The organism is Blastococcus sp. SYSU DS1021, assembly GCF_054050995.1.
On record NZ_JBJHAL010000016.1, the window covers coordinates 33,309 to 50,592 of the forward strand.

The following is a 17,284-nucleotide window of genomic DNA, read 5'->3' on the forward strand; positions in this document are numbered from 1 at the left end:
GGTGTGACCTGCCGCTGCCGGCGTGCGCGGCGCCCGGCCGGCCAGCAGGCTGTCCGGGTGCCCCTGTCCGCCCCGGGTCTGCCCGCGCTGCCGCCCGAGCTCGCCGGGCCGGTCGCCGTGGAGCTGGCCAAGCCGGTGCGCGACATCCCGCCCCCCACGGCGCTGACCGGCGGCTGCCGGTACGAGCCCAAGTGGGACGGCTACCGGCTGGTGATCGTGCGCGACCACGGCTCGACCCGGCTGTGGTCCAAGCAGGGGCGCGAGCTCACCGACCGGTTCCCCGACGTGGCGGCCGCCGCCCTCGCCCAGGTGCCCGCCGGCACGGTGGTCGACGGCGAGGTCGTCATCTGGCACGGCGACCGGCTGGACTTCGGGCTGCTGCAGCGGCGCCTGGTGACCTCGGCCGGCCGCATCGCCGCGGAGGTGGCGACCGCACCGGCCTCCTACGTCGCGTTCGACCTGCTCGCCGCCGGCGGGGAGGACCTCCGCGGCCGGACGTTCACCAAGCGCCGGGCCGCACTCGAGCAGCTGGCCGGCGGCTGGGCCCCGCCGCTGCAGCTCTCGCCGGTGACCGCCGACCCCGTCGAGGCGCGGCAGTGGTCCGACGACTTCCGCCCGGCCGGCGTCGAGGGGCTGGTGGTGAAGGGAGCGGCGACCCGTTACGCGCCGGGACGCCGCGAGTGGCTGAAGGTCAAGAGCTGGGAGACCACCGAGGTGCTCGCCGGCGGCGTCATCGGCTCCCTCGAGCGCCCCGGTCAGCTGGTGGCCGGCCGCTACCGCGACGGCGAGCTGGTCGTCGTCGGCCGCAGCAGCCCGCTCACACCGGCGCAGTCGGTCGAGCTGGCCGGCGTCCTGCGCCCGGCCGGCACCGACCACCCGTGGCCCGAGCGCATCGGCACCGGGCGGTTCGGCGGCGGCCGTCTCGCCGTGCCGCTGACCCGCGTGCAACCGACCACCGTCGTCGAGGTGAGCGCCGACGCGGCCCTCCAGGCCGGGGTGTTCCGCCACCCGCTGCGCTTCGTCCGGGTGCGACCCGACCTACGCCCCGAGGACCTCCCCCTGCTGCCCTGACGCCGGCACCTCCCCCGGTGGGATGAGGTGATCAAAGGAGCGCGTCGTCGCTGCCGATGGGTTCGCGTGACCGGTTCCGACGCCCCGACCGCCCGTGCCGCATGGCTGCACACGGCGGTGCTCGTGCTGGGCATCGGCCTCGTCGTCGCGCTCGTCCCGGTCGGCCCGTGGCGTCCGGCCGCCGAGATCGCGCTCTACGCCCTCGGGACCGCCGGGGTGCTGACCGCGCTGCGGCGGCACCGGACCCCGCTCGTCGTCGCCTGGTCCGGCCTGGCGGCCGGACTCGTCTTCTTCGCGCTGAGCTGCGTGGCGGACGTCGCCGCGCAGGCCGGCCTCGCACCGGGGGTCAGCGCACCGCTGGAATCCGCGCTCGACGTCGCCGCGTACGCGGCACTCGTCGTCGGGGCGGTGGGGGTGGTCCGCGGCGGCAGGCGGCGACGGGACCGGGCCTCCTGGACCGACACCCTCACCCTCCTGCTGGCGGCCGGTCTCATCCTCCTCGCGGTGCAGGGCGACCCGCACAGGCAGGGGGAGAACCTGGTCGAGGTCAGCGTCGGGACCCCCGTGCTCACCGCCGTCCTGCTCGTCGTCTGCGTGCCGCTGGCCCTCACCCGGGGCCGGACGGTCACCACGACGGCGCTGTTCGCCGCCGCCGCGCTGGCCGTGGCGGCATACGGCGGCGCCATCCTCACCGGCTCCGCGCTGCGGGGGTCGGGGGTGCTGGACCCGCTGTCGCTGCTCCCCGTCGCCGCGCTCTGCCTGGCCGGCCGGCACCCCTCGGTCACCGCGCTGGGGCCCGGCCCCGCCACCGACGGGGACACCACCTTCGGCCGGGTCGTCACCGTGGGCGCCGCCCTGCTGGTCAGCCCCGCCGTCCTGATCCTGTGGACCGCGGACCACGGTGAGGTCGGCTACGTCCTGGGCGGCGGGAGCGCGCTGCTGACCGGGCTCGCCCTCTGGCGGCTGCTCGCGCTCAGCCGGGAGCGGGAACGCACCCGGCTCGCGCTGACCGCGAGCGAGGCCCGGCTGCAGCTCCTGCTGGAGAGCGCGGCCGACGTCATCGCCATCGTCGACGCCGCGGGGTCGGTCACCTACATGAGCCCGGCCGTCCAGTCGCTGCTCGGTCGTCCCCCGGCGTACTACGTCGGGCGCGACGCCGTCTCGCTGGCCGACCCCCGCGACCAGCCGCGCCTCCGGGCCGCCGTCGCCGCGGCCGGCCGCTCGTCAGGCGGGGACTCCGGCGTCGTGGACACCGACATCCGGGTGCAGCACAGCTCGGGTGGGACCCGGTGGGTCGAGATGCGGATCAGCGGTCGCGTGGACGCCGTCGGCATCGAGGGCTGGGTCGTGAACTTCCGGGAGGTCACCGACCGGAAGCTCTTCGAGGACGAGCTGCGCCGTCAGGCCCGCACCGATCCGCTGACCGGGCTGCTCAACCGCACCGCCTTCAACGAACGGCTGGCCCAGGCCACCACCGCCGCCGCCCCGGGCGCCGCCCCGGCGGTGCTCTTCGTCGACGTCGACGACTTCAAGAGCGTGAACGACACCCTGGGCCACGCGGCCGGGGACGACCTCCTGCTGGCCGTCGCCGCCCGGCTGTCCGCCGACGTGCGGGGGGACGACGTGGTGGCGCGGCTGGGCGGCGACGAGTTCGCCCTCCTGCTCGACGACGCCGACGGCGACCGCCTGCGCGAGGTCGCCGACCGCCTGCTCGCGGCGCTCCGGGCCCCCGTGGAGGTCGGCGACCGCACGATCACCGTGACCGCCAGCATCGGCGGCGCGCTGGGCGTGGCCGGCTGCACGGCCGAGGAACTGCTGCACCGGGCGGACACCGCGATGTACGCCGCGAAGCGGTCGGGCAAGGACTCGCGCGCCCTGCTGGCGGCGACGGACGCCGTGCTCGGCTGAACCCGCTCCACGGGTCAGGGCTGCTGCGGCAGCCGGCCCAGGCCCACGAGCAGGCGGCGCAGCAGCGCCGCGAGCTGCTCCCGGTCCCCCGACGGCAGGGCCTCCAGCAGGCGCCGCTCGGTCTCCAGGTGGTCGGGCAGGGCCGCGTCCAGGGCCGCCCGGCCGGCGTCGGTGAGCGTGACCACGACGGCCCGCCCGTCGGCCTCGCTGCGCTCACGGGTGATCAGGCCGCGCTCCTCCAGCCGGTCCAGCCGCTGGGTGATCGCCCCGGAGGTGACCAGCGCCGTGCGCATCAGGGCGGTGGGAGTGAGCTGGTAGGGCGCTCCCGCCCGCCGGAGCGCCGCCAGGACGTCGAAGGACGGCGCGTCGAGACCGTGCCGGGCGAAGGTGTCCCGCTGCGCGAGGTGGACCTCCCGCTGCAGCTGCGTGATGCGCCCGATGATCCCCATCGGAGAGCAGTCCAGATCCGGGCGTTCCCGAGCCCACTGCTCGAGGATCAGGTCGACGGCGTCCTCCACGTCGCTCACCGTAACGGCCCCGACCGCGCAGCCAGGCCGCCGCGCATCAGCGCAGCCGGCTGCTGAGCCGGACCGAGAAGCCGGACGGACCGGGGAGCAGGTCCACGTGGTCCCACAGCTTGCGCGCCAGCCACAGCCCCATCCCGCCGTTGGCGAGGTCGACCCCGTGCGCGGGGCGGAACCCGGCCCAGGGCAGGTCGAAGCCGGCGCCCTGGTCGGTGATCGTGCACACCAGGCCCTCGCCGTCGGCCCACACGTACGCGGAGACCGGTCGGGACCCGTGCCGGAAGGCGTTGGAGGCGATCTCGCTGGCGGCCAGGTGCAGGTCCGCGGCCTGGTCCCGGTCGGGCACCCGGGCCGTGATCACCGTGCGGAGCTCCTGGCGGAGGTAGGCCAGCGACGGCGCGTCCTCGACCGCGAGCGCCGGCGCACCGGCCTCCATCGGCTCCCGGGGGAGCGGCAGCCGGCGCACGTAGTCGGCGGGTTCCTCGAACGCCCCGCTCCGCTCCACCCGGCCGCCGGTGAGCAGCTCGGGGTGCGTGGCGGCCGCGCCGGCCAGCACCTCGGCCGGGAGCTCGCGGCGGTCGAACAGGCACAGCGCCGAGACCGGCCGTGCGGCCAGCAGGATGTTGACGGCGGCCTCGTAGCGCAGGCCTTCCCGCCAGGTCCGCGGCGTGGGGCCGAACTGCACCTGACCGACGACGCGCAGCCGGCCCGAGCCGGTCTCCCTCGCCCGTCGCATCAGTTCCCAGGTGGCGGCGACGGCATCGGGCACGGAGGTGTCGAGCAGGGACACCCGGGGGTCCGCTGCCAGGGCGCCGGCGCGCTCCCCCAGCCCCCCGCCGATCAGCGCCGCCGTCTGCGGCGGGCAGCAGAGGACGACCAGGTCGTCGTCGCGCAGGCCCTCGTCCAGGTAGGGCAGGACGGCCGCGAGCAGCTCCGCGTCCGAGCCGACCAGCGCGGCGGTGTGGGTGCGCACCTGCTGCGCGGGCGCAGGGTGGCAGGCGACCGGGCCGGCCACCGCGGCGTCCCCGTCCCTCACCTGAGCCATGCAGCCCCCTGCGCCCTCGGGCCGGAGCCTTCCGGCCGGCTGGTTGAGCATTCTGCGACATCCTGGGCCACGCGGCACCGGCAGCGCGCGGCGGGGTGGGTCCCGTTCACCCCTTGGGGCGGCCCGGGGGCGGACGCACCGGTGGCGGCGGGGTGTCCACCCCACCGCCACCGGCCGGCGTCAGGTCACTGCTGGAAGGCTCCGGCGACCTTCCGCAGCTCGCCGGACATGCGCACGAGGTCGCCGGCCGCCGCCTGCATGGCGACCACCCCGGCGGAGGTCTCCTGCGCACCCTGGGCGACCTCGGCGACGGTCCCGGCGATCGACCGGCCGCTCTCCGCGGCGTCCCCGATCGCCCGGCTCATCTCGTTCGTGGTGGCGGTCTGCTCCTCGACGGCCGAGGCGATCGTCGTCTGGTAGTCGTTGATCTCCGCGATGATCGTGGTGACGTCGCCGATGGCCCGGACGGCGCTGCCGGTGTCGGTCTGGATGGCCTCGACCCGCTTGGCGATGTCCTCGGTCGCCTTCGCCGTCTCCTGCGCCAGCTCCTTCACCTCGTTCGCCACCACGGCGAAGCCCTTGCCGGCCTCACCCGCGCGGGCCGCCTCGATCGTGGCGTTCAGCGCCAGCAGGTTGGTCTGCTCCGCGATGCTCGTGATCACCTTCACCACGTTGCCGATCTCCGCCGAGGACTCCCCCAGCTTGCCGATCGTCGCCGAGGTCGACTCCGCCGCGGAGACGGCGCTGCCGGCGATCCGGGCGGCCTCGGCGGCGTTGTGCGCGATCTCCCGGATCGAGGCACCCATCTCCTCCGCTCCCGCGGCGACCGCCTCGATCCCGCTGCTCACCTCGCGGGTCGCGCTGGTGACGCTCTGGGCCTGGCCCTGCGAGCGGTCGGCCGTACCCGCGATCGACTCGCTGGTGGACGACAGCGTGCGGGCGGCCTCCTCGAGCAGCTGCGAAGCCTGGCCGACCTCGGTCACGACGCCGGAGACCCGTCCCAGCGTGGTGTTCACCGCGCCGGCGAGCTGGTCCAGCTCGGTCCGGCCGGCACCCTCGTCGAGCCGGCGCTTGAGGTCACCGGTGCAGAGCACCTCGGTCATGGTGCGCAGCGGCCGGCTGATGCTGCGGGAGATGACCAGCGACAGCCCCACGATGAGCAGGATGAGCGGCGCCGCCCAGAGCGCGACCGTGACCAGCTCCTCCCGGAAGGCGCCGTCGAGGTCGGCGACGTAGATGCCCGAGCCGACCACCCAGCCCCACGGCTCGTACCCGGTCACGAAGGAGATCTTGGGCTGCGGCTCCTCCTCGCCGGGCTTGGGCCACAGGTAGTCGACGAAGCCGCTGCCCTCGGCCTCGACCACCTCCACGAACTCGACGAAGAGCTTCTTGCCGTCGGGGTCCTCGTTGGCCGAGAGGTCCTGCCCGTCGAGCTCGGGCTTGATCGGGTGCATGACCATGCGCGGGGTCATGTCGTTGATCCAGAAGTACTCCTCGCCGGAGTACCGGAGCCCGCGGATCGCGGCGGTCGCCGCCGCCTGCGCCTCCGCCCGGGTCAGCTCGCCGGCCACCTCCTGCTCGCCGTAGTGGGTGATGACGCCCAGTGCGGCCTCGACGGCCACGCGGGCCTGGGTGCGCTGCTCCTCCTCGATCGTCGAGCGCACCTGCAGCGCCCCGATCACGGCGATGGTCGCCATCCCGATGACCGCCACGAGCACCAGCGTCATCAGACGGGTGCTCACCTTCACACCGCGCAGTCGCCCGGTCATGGATGCTCCTTCGGTCGGATCCCTCGCCCCCGTACTCGGGATCCGCGGCCCGGGGTCAACCCGAGCGGGTGGATCGACACCAATCGGTGACCTGGCTCACCACCCGCCCCTGCCGCCTCAGCGGCGGGTGGAGACGGTGACCGTGAACCTGGGGTCCTGACCGGCCACCCGCGTCGGCCCCACCACCCGGTTCAGCGCCGGCCGGTACCGCAGCGCCGAGTTGTAGACGGTCCAGAGCTCACCGCCGGGGCGCAGCACCCGGGCCGCCGCCACGAACAGCCGGTCGGCGGCCGTCGTGACGACCGCCGCGCCGACGTGGAACGGCGGGTTGCAGACCACGAGGTCGACGCTGCGGTCGGGCACGGTCGCGGCGGCGTCGTCCCGGCGCACCTCCACGCGGTCGGCCACCCCGTTGGCGGCGGCGGTCGCCGCGGCCGAGGCGACGGCCGCGGCGGACTGGTCCACGGCCAGCACCCGCAGCCCCGGTCGGCTCCGGGCGAGCAGCGTGGCGAGGACGCCGGTACCGCAGCCGAGGTCCACGGCCGTCCGGGCGTCGGGGGCCATCTCCGGCAGCGACCGGAGCAGCGCCCGGGTCCCGACGTCGATCCTCGTGCCGGCGAACGCGGCGCCGTGGGCGCAGACCGTCAGGTCGAGGTCGGGGTGCTCCTGGCGGCGGGGGAAGGACGACCGTCCCGGCCGCGGTCCGCGGGCCACCAGCACCCTGGACTTCTGCCGGGCCAGCGTCGCCGACACCTCGCCGAACGACGCACCGAGGACGTCGTTCATCGCGTGCGTCATGTGCTTCACCCGGCCGCCCACCAGGACCGTGACGTCCGGCGCCGCGGAGGCGGCGACCACCTCGGCGATCTCGCGCAGCGCGTCCAGCGCCTTGGGCGCCTTGACGAGCACCAGCCGGGCCCCGGCGGCCAGCTCCGGGCCCAGCGGCAGCACGCGGTACCGCCCGGCCAGGCCCACCCGCTCGGCATTGGCGGCCAGCGCCCGCTCCCCCACCAGCAGGTCCTGCCCGACCCGCACCCCGGCGAGGCCGTGCCGGGCGGCCAGCCCCAGGGCGAGCGCGCCGTAGGAGTCGTCGACGACCGCGACCTCGCCGGCCGCGCAGCCGGGGACCAGCTCGGCCGCCAGGTCCAGCAGCAGCCGGTCGGTCGCGTCGACGGCGACCAGGTCGGGGGCCTCGACGTCCGGTTCGCGCCGCAGCGCGGCGAGCACCTCGTCGGCGGTGGGTTCCACGGCGGGCTCAGGAACGGGGCGTCGCGGCGACGAGGTCCACCACCACCCGGGCGAGCTCGGGGCCGACGTCCTCCTGCAGGAAGTGCCCGCCGCCGGCCAGCCTGGTGTGCGGCATGCCCTGGGCACCGGGCACCAGCTTCTGGAACACCCGCTCGCCCCCGCCGGTGATCGGGTCGCCGTCGGAGAACGCCGTGAGGAACGGCTTCTCCCAGCGCGAGAGCACCTCCCAGGCCGCCCGGTTCGCCGCGGCCGCCGGGTCGTCCGGCGAGGTCGGCACCAGGGCGGGGAACTGCCGGGCCCCGGCGGTGTACCGGTCGTCCGGGAACGGGGCGTCGTAGGCGGCGACCACCTCGGGTGCGAGCCCGCCGACGGTGCCGTTGCCGACGATCCGGCCGATCTGGAACTCCGGGCTCTCCTGGGAGAACCGCTGCCAGGCCAGGAACGCCTCGCTCATCTTCTGATCGCCGGTGGGCAGGCCGGTGTTGGCCACCACGACCCGGGCGAACCGGTCGGGGTTCTCGGCGACCAGCCGCAGCCCGATCAGCCCGCCCCAGTCCTGGCCGACGAGGGTCACGTCGCGCAGCCCCAGCTCGTCGAGCAGCGCCTGCCGCATCCACTCCACGTGCCGGGCGTAGGTGTACGCCGCGCGGTCGACCGGTTTGTCCGAGCGGCCGAAACCGACCAGGTCGGGCGCCACGACGCGCAGGCCGGCGTCGACGAGGACCGGGATCATCCGGCGGTAGAGGAAGGACCAGGACGGCTCCCCGTGGAGGAGCAGCACCGTCTCGCCGTCGGCCGGGCCCTCGTCGACGTAGGCCACCCGCAGCCGGCCGCCCCCGCCGTCGTCCACCTCGACGTAGCGGGGCTCGTACGGGAAGTCGGGCAGACCGGTGAACCGCTCGTCGGGCGTCCGCAGGATCTCCATGCCTCAGTCTTACCGGCTCGGGACGCAGCCGGCGCCGGGGCGGATCAGCTGTCGGAGCTGTCGACGCCCAGGCCCACCGGGCAGGAGACGCCGGTCGAGTGCACCGGGCAGTAGCCGTTGGGCACCTTGTACAGGTACTGCTGGTGGTAGTCCTCGGCGTAGTAGAACTCCCCCAGCGGCGCGATCTCCGTGGTGATCTCGCCGTACCCGGCCGCCTTCAGCCGCTCCTGGTAGGCGTCGCGGGTGGCCAGCGCGGCGGCCTCCTGCTCCGGGGTGGCGTAGTAGATCGCCGAGCGGTACTGGGTGCCGATGTCGTTGCCCTGCCGCATGCCCTGCGTCGGGTCGTGGTCCTCCCAGAACGCCTTCAGCAGCTGCTCGTAGGAGGTCACGGCGGGGTCGAAGACGACGAGGACCACCTCGGTGTGCCCCGTGCGGGCCGAGCAGACCTCGTCGTAGGTCGGGTTCGGCGTGTGCCCGCCCGCGTAGCCGGCCGCGGTCGAGTAGACACCGGGCAGCTCCCAGAAGACCTTCTCCACGCCCCAGAAGCAGCCCGCGCCGAAGACGGCGGTCTGCATGCCCTCGGGGAACGGCGGCTGGATGCGGTTGCCGTTGACGGCGTGCACCTCGGGCACGTGCGGCAGCGGGTCGGGGCGGCCCGGCAGGGCGTCCTCGGGCGACACCGGCTGGGTCTTGGACCGGGAGAAGAGCATGCCCCCACTCTAGGTCGGTCGTGCAACACCGATCCCGGCGTGGAGCGCGTTCCGCGGGCCGCCGCCAGGGGGCTTGTCCCGGACGGACCCCGACGCTACCGTCCTTCCATAAGATTTGACTTATGGAGGGAGCAGGGCATGACCACCATCGATCCGGTCGCCACGGCCGGGCTGGTCACGCGCGAGGTCCGCACCGCCTCCCGGGACGGGGCCCCGACGCGCATCGCCGTCGCAACGCGCACCTACCGCGCCGACCGGGCCGAGGTCTGGGGCGCGCTCACCGACGCCGAGCGGCTCCCCCGCTGGTTCCTGCCGGTGAGCGGCGACCTGCGCCCCGGCGGCCGCTACCAGCTCGAGGGCAACGCGGGCGGCGTGGTCGAGCGGTGCTCGGAGCCCGAATCCTTCGCCGTGACCTGGGAGTTCGGCGGGATGGTCTCCTGGCTGCAGGTGGACCTCACGCCTTCGGACGGCGGGACGGCCCTGGAGCTCAGGCACGAGGCGCCGGTCGACCCCGAGTTCTGGGCGCAGTTCGGGCCGGGCGCGGTCGGCGTGGGCTGGGACCTGGCGCTCATGGGCCTCGGGCTACACCTGGAGAGCGGTGCCCCCGTCGACCCGCAGCTCACGGCCACGTTCGGGCTGACGCCGGAGGGGGTCGAGTTCGTCCGCCGGGCCGCCTCCGGCTGGGGCGACGCAGCGGCCGCGGACGGGGACGACCCCACCGTCGCGCGCGAGGCGGCCGACCGTACGGTGGCGTTCTACACGACCCCGCCGTCCGAGGATGCTGCCGGGAGCTGAGTGAACGGGACCTTCGAGGCGCTGGGCGATCGCACCCGCCGGCAGATCCTGAAGCTGCTCTCCACCGGCGAGCAGCCGGCGGGGGCCGTCGTCGCCGCGCTGCAGGGCACCGCACCGATCTCGCAGCCCGCGGTGTCCCAGCACCTGCGGGTGCTGCGGGAGGCGGGCCTGGTCACGGTGCGCGCCGAGGGCACCCGCCGGCTCTACGCCCTCGACCCGTCCGGCCTGGCGGCGGCCCAGGCCTGGCTCGTGGCCCTGGCCGACCCGCTGGCGGCATTCGCCCAGCCCCTCGACGCGCTGGCGACCGAGGTGGCCCGGGGGCAGCGGGCCCGGCGCACGGCACCGGCCGAGCAGCCGCAGCCGAGGACCGGGGAGCGCGACGGCCGCTCGGCCTGACCGCCCGGGGCCACGCGAATGGGACGAACTCGTGGCCATCACGCGCTGATCACCACGAGTTCGTCGCACCCGGCGCACGCGCGCTCCGCCCGGCAGGATGGCCGCATGCCCATCCGGACCCGCGAATGGCAGCTGGCGGCCCGGCCGCACGGCGAGCCGACCCCCGACGACTTCCGCCTGGTCGAGCTGGAGCGACCCGACCCGGCCGACGGCCAGATCGTCGTCCGGATGCTGGTGATGAGCGTCGACCCGTACATGCGTGGCCGGATGAACCCCGGGAAGTCGTACGCGGCCCGCTGGGAGATCGGCGAGACGATGCGCGGCGGTGCGGTCGGCCGGGTGGTGGAGTCCCGCTCCCCCGACGTCGCCGAGGGCGCCCTGGTGCTCGCCGACGCCGCCTGGCGGGACGTCGCGGTGCTCGACGCCGCGCACGTCCGCGTGCTGCCCGAGCTGCCGGGCATCCCGCCCAGCTACCACCTGGGCGTGCTCGGCATGCCGGGCCTCACCGCCTGGGCGGGGCTGTTCCGGCTGGCGGAGTTCCGGGAGGGCGACGCCGTGTTCGTCTCCGGCGCCGCGGGCGCGGTCGGCAGCCTCGTCGGCCAGTTCGCCCGTCTCCACGGCGCCTCGGCGGTCGTCGGCAGCGCGGGGACGCCGGAGAAGGTGCGCTGGCTGACCGGGGAGCTGGGGTTCACCGCCGCGTTCGACTACCACGACGGCCCGGTCGCGGAGCTGCTCGCGGCCGCCGCGCCCGACGGCATCGACGTCTTCTTCGACAACGTCGGCGGCGAGCACCTGGAGGCGGCCATCGGCGCGTTCAACGAGCACGGCCGGGCCGCGCTGTGCGGGGCGATCTCCGGCTACAACGCCACCGAGCCGGCCCCGGGTCCGCGCAACATGTTCATGATGGTCACCAAGAAGCTGAGCCTGCGCGGGTTCATCGTCGGCGACCACGCCGATCTCGCCCCGGAGTTCAGCGAGAAGGTGGGCGACCTGCTCACGTCCGGGAAGCTCGTCGTCCGCGAGACCGTCCGCGAGGGGCTGGACGACGCGGTGGACACCTTCCTCGACCTCCTCCGCGGGGGGAACACCGGGAAGATGATCGTCAAGCTGGCCGACTGACCCGGCGGTTCCCCGGGACCACGGCGGGGCAGAGTGCACCGCATGTGGCTCTTCTTCACCCGCCGGCTGCGCATGTGGCTGATCCTGACCATCCTGGTCCCGCTGGCCACCGGCGTGCTGCGCCGGCTCGGGCACGCCCTCGAGCGGCGCCGCGGGCCCTCGTCCCTCAGCAACGGCCTGCTCAAGGCCGGTGACCTGGGCGACCGGGCCCGGGCGAGCCTCCGCGGCGGCCGCCGGTCCCGCCGGGCGTGACCGGACCGGTCCTGGAGACCCGCCCGGCGACCGGCCGACCCCGCGCCGTCGCGCTGTTCTGCCACGGCGGGACGGTGGCCAGCGTGGAGCCCCCCAAGGAGCGGGCGCTCTCGCTGGTGCGCATGCGGGCGATCGAACAGTTCGTCTCCTCCGCCGGCGCGGAGCGGGGGCTCACCACCTGCCTGCTGCGCTACCGGGTGGCCGGCTGGAACGGCGCCGCCGCGGACGCCTACGCCGACGTGCGCTGGACGCTGGACCGGATCCGTGCCGAGCACGGAGAGCTGCCGGTCGTGCTGGTCGGGCACTCGATGGGCGGGCGGGCCGTGCTGCGCGCCGGGGGGCACGACGGCGTCGCGGCGGTCTGCGCCCTCGCGCCGTGGACGCCTCCCGGCGAGCCCGTCGGCCACCTGCGCGACCGCACCGTCGCGATCCTGCACGGCCGGGGCGACCGGTGGGTGCCCGCGCAGCTCTCCGCCGATTTCGCGGTCCGGGCCCAGCGCGCGGGCGCGCGGGTGGCCCGGTTCACCATCACCGGCGGCCACAGCATGCTGCGCTCGGCGCACCGCTGGCACGCGTTCGCGCGTGACGTCGTCCTGGCCGGGGCGGGGCTGGCGCCGATGCGGCCGGACGTCGCGGCCGCGCTGGCACGGCCGGCGCCGGACGGGCTCGCCGTGCCGCTCTGAGGACGGCAGATCCGCTGCGATGGTCGGCAGGAGCGGGCCTCGTCGGCGGCGGGCGGCACCCCTAGCGTCGGCCCGGTGATGGACTGGAGCACCGAACCGGCCGTGGCCGCCGCCCACTTCGCCCGGCGGCTGGCCGTGGAGACCGACGTCAGCGACGTGCACGCCGCACTCGAGTCGGGGGCGCCGGGGTTCGTCCTGCTCGACAGCCGCAGCACGCAGGCGTGGGACCAGGGGCACGTGCCCGGCGCCGTGCACCTGCCGGGCGCCGAGATCCCCGACCGGGCGGCCGCGGAGCTGGACCCCGCGGTCCCGGTCGTCACCTACTGCTGGGGTCCGGGTTGCAACGGCGCCACCCGTGCGGCGCTCCGGCTCGCCCTGCTCGGCTACCGGGTGCGCGAGATGATCGGCGGGTTCGAGTACTGGGCGCGGGAGGGCCTACCGGTGGTCACCGACGAGGGCGTGCACCGGCCGGCGGTCGATCCGCTGACCGCCCCGGCGCCGGGGGGCAGCTGCGGGTGCTGATCGCCGGCACCGCGCCGGAGGCCCCCGCCCCCCGGGCTACTCGGCGGACCCTGGCCGGGTCATCGGCTTGTGGGACCTGCCGGCGAGCGCGTCCGGCATGAGCGCCGAGAGCCGCCCCATCAGCTTGCTGCTCACCGAGCCGGCGAACACCGACGCCTCGCCCTTCATCAGACCCTCGAAGCCCTGCCGGGCGACCTGGGCGGGGTCGTCCTTGCTGTCGCTGGCACCCAGCCTGGTGTCGGTGGCGTCGGCCCGGTCGAAGAACTCCGTGTCGGTCGGCCCGGGCAGCAGGGCGGTGACGGTGACGCCGGTGTCGGTCAGCTCCTCGCGGATGCCCAGCGCGAGGAACTGCACGAACGCCTTCGTCGCGGAGTAGACGGTCTGGAACGGCTCGGGCGCCTGCGAGGCGACCGAGGAGGTGAAGAGGATCCGCCCCTCCCCCTGGACCACCATGTCCTGCACCACCCGCTTGGCGAGGTGCAGCGTCGACACGCAGTTCAGCTCCACCATCCCGATCTCGGCCTCCAGATCGGTCTCGGCGAAGCGACCCCCGATCCCGACGCCGGCGTTCAGCGCGGCGGCGGCCAGCGGCCGGCCTGCCGCGCGCACGGCCGCGACGACCTTCTCGACCTCCGCGCGCACCGTGAGGTCGGCCCGGACGGGCGAGACGGCGGCGCCGCGCTGGCGCAGCTGCTGGGCCGCGGCGTCGAGCTCGGCGTCCTCGGCGACGACCACCAGATCGAAGCCGTGCTCGGCGAACTGCTTGGCCAGCTCCAGCCCGATGCCGCTGGACGCACCGGTCACGAGGGCGAGGGGACGGGCGGTTGCTTCGGACACAGGACCTCCACGGGTGGATCGGCGGACGGCCACCTCCGTGCCCAGGAAGAGGCCCGCGCACGCCTGGCGCGTGTCGGCGGCCGTCCGGCCGGGGTAGCCCGTCGCCATGGAGGTGCGCGTGCGGCCGGCCCCGGACCTGCGGTGGCTGCTCGCCCCGCGGTACCGGAGAGCGGGCGAACGCCGGCTGCCCTTCGACCCCGACGCGACGGCCGGGCACCTGGTGCAGGCCGCCGGGATCCCGCTGACCGAAGTGGGGACGATCCTGGCGGACGGCGCACCGGCGACGCCCGCCGACCGGACCGCCCCCGGCGCCGTGCTCGAGGTGGACCCGGCGCCGCGGCCGGTCGCCGTCCCGCCCGGTGGGTTCCTCCTCGACGTCGGGCTGGGCGCCCTCGCGCGGCAGCTGCGGCTGCTCGGGGCCGACGCCGCCTGGTCGAACGACGCCGACGACGCCGCGCTGGTCGCCCGGGCGGCCGCCGAGGGCCGGGTGCTGCTCACGCAGGACCGGCGGCTGCTCATGCGGCGCGCCCTGCCGCAGGGCGCGCTCGTCCGCGGGAGCCGGCCCGGCGAGCAGCTCGACGACGTGCTCGACCGCTTCTCCCTGCCGCTGGCGCCGCTCACCCGCTGCACCGCTTGCGGGGCCGCCGTCCACCCGGTGCCGAAGGACGAGGTGGCGGCGGAGCTGGAGCCCGGCACCCGCCGCACCTACGACGCCTTCGCCCGGTGCCCGGTGTGCGGGCGGGTGTACTGGCGCGGCGCGCACGCCGCGCGCATCGACGCGCTGGTCGAGCGGGCCCGCCGGACCGGGCGGGGCAGGCAAGCCTGACCTTGGCCCCGGGGGGCCACGGGTCGGCCCCGGCGTGACACGCGGCGCGGGCAGGGAGCGAGCGACCACCCACCCGGAGACCGCCTGCGAGGACCGCCGTGTACCTGTCGAAGACCGAGGCCGCCGTCCTGCCGACGACGCTGCGCGCCCCCGCGCACCGCCCCCCGCTGGCCGAGCCGGGCCGCCGCCGGTTGTGGTCGATGCTCGGTCCGGCCTTCGTCGCCGCCGTCGCCTACGTCGACCCGGGCAACTTCGCCACGAACTTCGCCGGCGGCGCCGCGTTCGGGTACACGCTGCTGTGGGTCATCGTCGCGGCCAACCTCATGGCGATGCTGATCCAGTCGCTGACCGCGAAGCTCGGGCTGGCCACCGGCCGCGACCTGGCGACGCTGTGCCGCGAGACGCTGCCCAAGCCCGTGACCCGGGGGCTGTGGCTGCAGGCCGAGGCGGTGGCGATCGCCACCGACCTGGCCGAGATCGTCGGCGGCGCCGTGGCGCTGTACCTGCTCTTCGGGGTCCCGCTGCCGATCGGCGGCGTCATCACCGCCGTCGTCGCCTTCGTCCTGCTGGCGGCGCAGTCCCGCGGGTACCGCCCGTTCGAACGGGTCATCGCGGGGCTGCTGCTGGTCATCGGCATCGGGTTCGGCTACACCCTCCTCGGCTCCGGCGTCGACCCGGGCGGGCTGGCCGGGGGCATGGTGCCCTCCTTCGACGGCGCGGAGAGCGTGGTGCTGGCCACCGGCATCCTCGGGGCCACGGTCATGCCGCACGTGATCTACGTGCACTCCGCGCTCACCCCCGGCCGCTACGGCGACGCGGTCACCGCCGGCCGCACGCACGAGGGGCGCCGCCGGCTGCTGCGGGCTCAGCGGATCGACATCGTCGTCGCCATGGGCCTGGCCGGGCTGGTCAACGCCGCGATGCTGGTCATCGCCGCGCAGCTGTTCACCAGCGACAGCGGCGTCGACAGCCTCGAGGGCGTGCACGCCGGGCTCGGTGACCAGCTCGGCACCGGCGCCGCGCTCGCCTTCGCCCTCGCGCTGCTGGCCTCGGGGTTCGCCTCCTCCTCGGTGGGCACGCACGCCGGCCAGGTGGTCATGGCCGGGTTCCTCAAGCGGCACATCCCGGTGCTCACCCGCCGGCTGATCACCCTGGCCCCGGCGCTGGCCGTACTGGTGCTGGGCGGGGACCCCACCACCGCGCTGGTGTGGTCGCAGGTGGTGCTGTCCTTCGGCATCCCGTTCGCCCTGGTGCCGCTGCTGTGGCTCACCAGCCGCCGCGACCTGATGGGCGGCTGGGTGAACCGCCGGACCACCACCGTGGCCGGCAGCGTCATCGCGGTCCTGATCATCGGGCTCAACGCCCACCTGCTGGTCGGCCTGCTCGGCTGAATCAGCAGGCACCTCCCGATCGGGCGGCGCACCCGGCCGCACCGGTCAGACGCCGCGCCAGGCGGCGTCGAAGAAGCCGATCTCCAGCTGCATCGCCCGGGAGTAGGCCGCCCGCAGTGCCGGGGTGTCGACGGCGACGGCGTCGAGCAGCCGCTCGAGCGTGGCGGCGAGCTCCTCGAAGCCCGGGTCGGCGTAGGTGCGCACCCACTCCTCGTACGGGCCCGACGCGCGGTCGGCCAGCGACTGCCCGAGATGGGCGTAGAGGCGCATGCACGGGGTCATCGCCGCGCAGGTGAGCGCCACGCCGCCCAGCGAGGCCGTGGCCAGCAGGAAGTCGGTGTAGGCCGACGTCGCCGGCCCCGGCCGGACGGCGGTCAGGTCGATGCCCCAGCGCTGCGCGTAGGACGCGTGCAGCCCCAGCTCCTCACGGACCCCGGCCAGCAGGTCGGCGAAGACGTCGAGGGTGGCGCGGTCGGGGCTGTGCGCGACGCCCAGCGCGTAGGCCCGGGCGAACGCCTCCAGGAAGAACGCGTCCTGGGCCACGTAGCCGGCGAACCGGTCCCGCGGCAGCGTGCCGTCGGCGATCCCCTGCACGAACGGGTGCGACAGCGCCGCGGCGGCGAGGCCGGCCTCGGCGGTCCAGAGCTCACGGGCCAGGCTCATCCCGTCGCCACCGCCATGTCCCAGAACGCGACCTCTGCGGTGACCACCTCGAGGAAGACGCGCTCGTCGCCTCCGCCGACCGCGTCCACCGCCGCGGCGAGGTCCGCCACGTACCCGCCGAACTCCGGCGCCGTCCAGTGCTCCACGAACTCCCGGTAGGCCGGTGCACCCGGGAGCGCGGCCGACCAGGCGTCGAGGTAGGTGCGCTCGATGGTCCACAGCGCGGTCAGCGCGGCCGGGACATCGGCGCCGTCCAGCCGCTCGAGCAGCTCCGCATAGGCGGTCGTCGCCGGCAGCGCGGGCGCGGAGAGGTCCAGTCCCCGGGCCGCCGCCCGCTCCTCGAACCAGTCCAGCTCCTGGACCAGGGCCAGGGCTCCGCGGGCGAGCACCTCCTGGGCCGGCCGGGGCGCCCGGGCCAGCAGCCGCGCCTGGAAGCGGAGGAGGTCGGCGACGAACCGCGCGTCCTGCACCAGCCAGGTGTCGAAGGCCGACGGCGCGATCGTGCCGTCCCGCACGGCGGCGAGGAAGGGATGGCGGGTGGCGTCCGCGAAGGCCTCGGCATGGCGGACTGGCAGCTCGTCGACCGGCACGGGCGCCGAC

At 75.4% G+C, this 17,284-nt stretch carries 19 protein-coding genes; 10 read left to right on the forward strand and 9 right to left on the reverse strand.

Going from position 1 to position 17,284, the window contains the following annotated elements; translation table 11 throughout:
* Positions 1–57 precede the first annotated feature (57 nt).
* Positions 58–1,071: an ATP-dependent DNA ligase gene (locus tag ACI8AP_RS13190; RefSeq protein ID WP_456589805.1), complete on the forward strand. Its 1,014-nt coding sequence runs from the start codon at positions 58–60 to the stop codon at positions 1,069–1,071.
* 66 nt (positions 1,072–1,137) lie between these two features.
* Entirely contained in the window at positions 1,138–2,979 is a 1,842-nt protein-coding gene (locus ACI8AP_RS13195; RefSeq protein ID WP_456589806.1) for a diguanylate cyclase domain-containing protein, read from the forward strand.
* Positions 2,980–2,993: 14 nt separating this feature from the next.
* On the opposite strand, the gene ACI8AP_RS13200 is transcribed toward ACI8AP_RS13195, so the two are convergent.
* The 6 genes from ACI8AP_RS13200 to msrA form a co-directional block, all read right to left on the reverse strand.
* Positions 2,994–3,497, reverse strand: coding sequence for a MarR family winged helix-turn-helix transcriptional regulator (locus ACI8AP_RS13200; RefSeq protein ID WP_456589807.1), 504 nt, complete (start codon positions 3,495–3,497; stop codon positions 2,994–2,996).
* Between the two features lie 46 nt (positions 3,498–3,543).
* Positions 3,544–4,548, reverse strand: coding sequence for an anti-sigma factor RsbA family regulatory protein (locus ACI8AP_RS13205; protein WP_456589808.1), 1,005 nt, complete (start codon positions 4,546–4,548; stop codon positions 3,544–3,546).
* A gap of 185 nt (positions 4,549–4,733) precedes the next feature.
* Positions 4,734–6,317, reverse strand: a complete 1,584-nt coding sequence (locus ACI8AP_RS13210) for a methyl-accepting chemotaxis protein (protein ID WP_456589809.1) — start codon at positions 6,315–6,317, stop codon at positions 4,734–4,736.
* A 117-nt stretch (positions 6,318–6,434) separates the two neighbouring features.
* The gene (locus tag ACI8AP_RS13215; protein WP_456589810.1) at positions 6,435–7,565 is read right to left on the reverse strand and encodes a methyltransferase; all 1,131 of its coding nucleotides are present in this window, start codon (positions 7,563–7,565) and stop codon (positions 6,435–6,437) included.
* Positions 7,566–7,572: 7 nt separating this feature from the next.
* Positions 7,573–8,490 carry a haloalkane dehalogenase gene (locus ACI8AP_RS13220; protein WP_456589811.1) on the reverse strand — a complete coding sequence of 306 codons (918 nt, stop codon included), beginning with the start codon at positions 8,488–8,490 and terminating at the stop codon, positions 7,573–7,575.
* Between the two features lie 44 nt (positions 8,491–8,534).
* Positions 8,535–9,200, reverse strand: coding sequence for a peptide-methionine (S)-S-oxide reductase MsrA (gene msrA, locus ACI8AP_RS13225; RefSeq protein ID WP_456589812.1), 666 nt, complete (start codon positions 9,198–9,200; stop codon positions 8,535–8,537).
* 138 nt (positions 9,201–9,338) lie between these two features.
* On the opposite strand from msrA, the gene ACI8AP_RS13230 reads away from it, so the two are divergent.
* The 6 genes from ACI8AP_RS13230 (at position 9,339) to ACI8AP_RS13255 (ending at position 12,967) form a co-directional block, all read left to right on the forward strand.
* Positions 9,339–9,995, forward strand: a complete 657-nt coding sequence (locus tag ACI8AP_RS13230) for an SRPBCC family protein (RefSeq protein ID WP_456589813.1) — start codon at positions 9,339–9,341, stop codon at positions 9,993–9,995.
* On the forward strand, positions 9,996–10,391 hold the full coding sequence (locus ACI8AP_RS13235; RefSeq protein ID WP_456589814.1) for an ArsR/SmtB family transcription factor: 396 nt from the start codon (positions 9,996–9,998) through the stop codon (positions 10,389–10,391).
* Positions 10,392–10,496: 105 nt separating this feature from the next.
* A complete protein-coding gene (locus ACI8AP_RS13240; RefSeq protein WP_456589815.1) occupies positions 10,497–11,510 on the forward strand; it encodes an NADP-dependent oxidoreductase in 1,014 nt (337 codons plus the stop codon).
* A 42-nt stretch (positions 11,511–11,552) separates the two neighbouring features.
* A complete protein-coding gene (locus tag ACI8AP_RS13245) occupies positions 11,553–11,762 on the forward strand; it encodes a hypothetical protein (protein WP_456589816.1) in 210 nt (69 codons plus the stop codon).
* Complete coding sequence (locus ACI8AP_RS13250) at positions 11,759–12,445, forward strand: alpha/beta hydrolase (protein ID WP_456589817.1); 687 nt, start codon at positions 11,759–11,761, stop codon at positions 12,443–12,445. Before ACI8AP_RS13245 ends, ACI8AP_RS13250 begins: the two co-directional genes overlap by 4 nt.
* 78 nt (positions 12,446–12,523) lie before the next feature.
* Entirely contained in the window at positions 12,524–12,967 is a 444-nt protein-coding gene (locus ACI8AP_RS13255; protein WP_456589818.1) for a rhodanese-like domain-containing protein, read from the forward strand.
* Between the two features lie 36 nt (positions 12,968–13,003).
* Here ACI8AP_RS13255 and ACI8AP_RS13260 read toward each other — a convergent pair whose 3' ends face one another.
* Positions 13,004–13,771 carry an SDR family NAD(P)-dependent oxidoreductase gene (locus ACI8AP_RS13260; protein ID WP_456589819.1) on the reverse strand — a complete coding sequence of 256 codons (768 nt, stop codon included), beginning with the start codon at positions 13,769–13,771 and terminating at the stop codon, positions 13,004–13,006.
* Positions 13,772–13,910: 139 nt separating this feature from the next.
* Between ACI8AP_RS13260 and ACI8AP_RS13265 the strand changes: the two genes are divergently transcribed.
* Positions 13,911–14,630: a Mut7-C RNAse domain-containing protein gene (locus tag ACI8AP_RS13265; protein ID WP_456589820.1), complete on the forward strand. Its 720-nt coding sequence runs from the start codon at positions 13,911–13,913 to the stop codon at positions 14,628–14,630.
* A 98-nt stretch (positions 14,631–14,728) separates the two neighbouring features.
* Entirely contained in the window at positions 14,729–16,021 is a 1,293-nt protein-coding gene (locus tag ACI8AP_RS13270; RefSeq protein WP_456589821.1) for an Nramp family divalent metal transporter, read from the forward strand.
* Between the two features lie 45 nt (positions 16,022–16,066).
* Here the strand turns inward: ACI8AP_RS13270 and ACI8AP_RS13275 are convergent, their stop codons facing one another.
* Together ACI8AP_RS13275 and ACI8AP_RS13280 are read right to left on the reverse strand one after the other, a co-directional pair.
* Entirely contained in the window at positions 16,067–16,684 is a 618-nt protein-coding gene (locus ACI8AP_RS13275; RefSeq protein ID WP_456589822.1) for a TenA family protein, read from the reverse strand.
* The gene (locus ACI8AP_RS13280) at positions 16,681–17,274 is read right to left on the reverse strand and encodes a thiaminase II/PqqC family protein (RefSeq protein ID WP_456589823.1); all 594 of its coding nucleotides are present in this window, start codon (positions 17,272–17,274) and stop codon (positions 16,681–16,683) included. The genes ACI8AP_RS13275 and ACI8AP_RS13280 overlap by 4 nt, the downstream gene beginning before the upstream one ends.
* Positions 17,275–17,284: the final 10 nt, after the last annotated feature.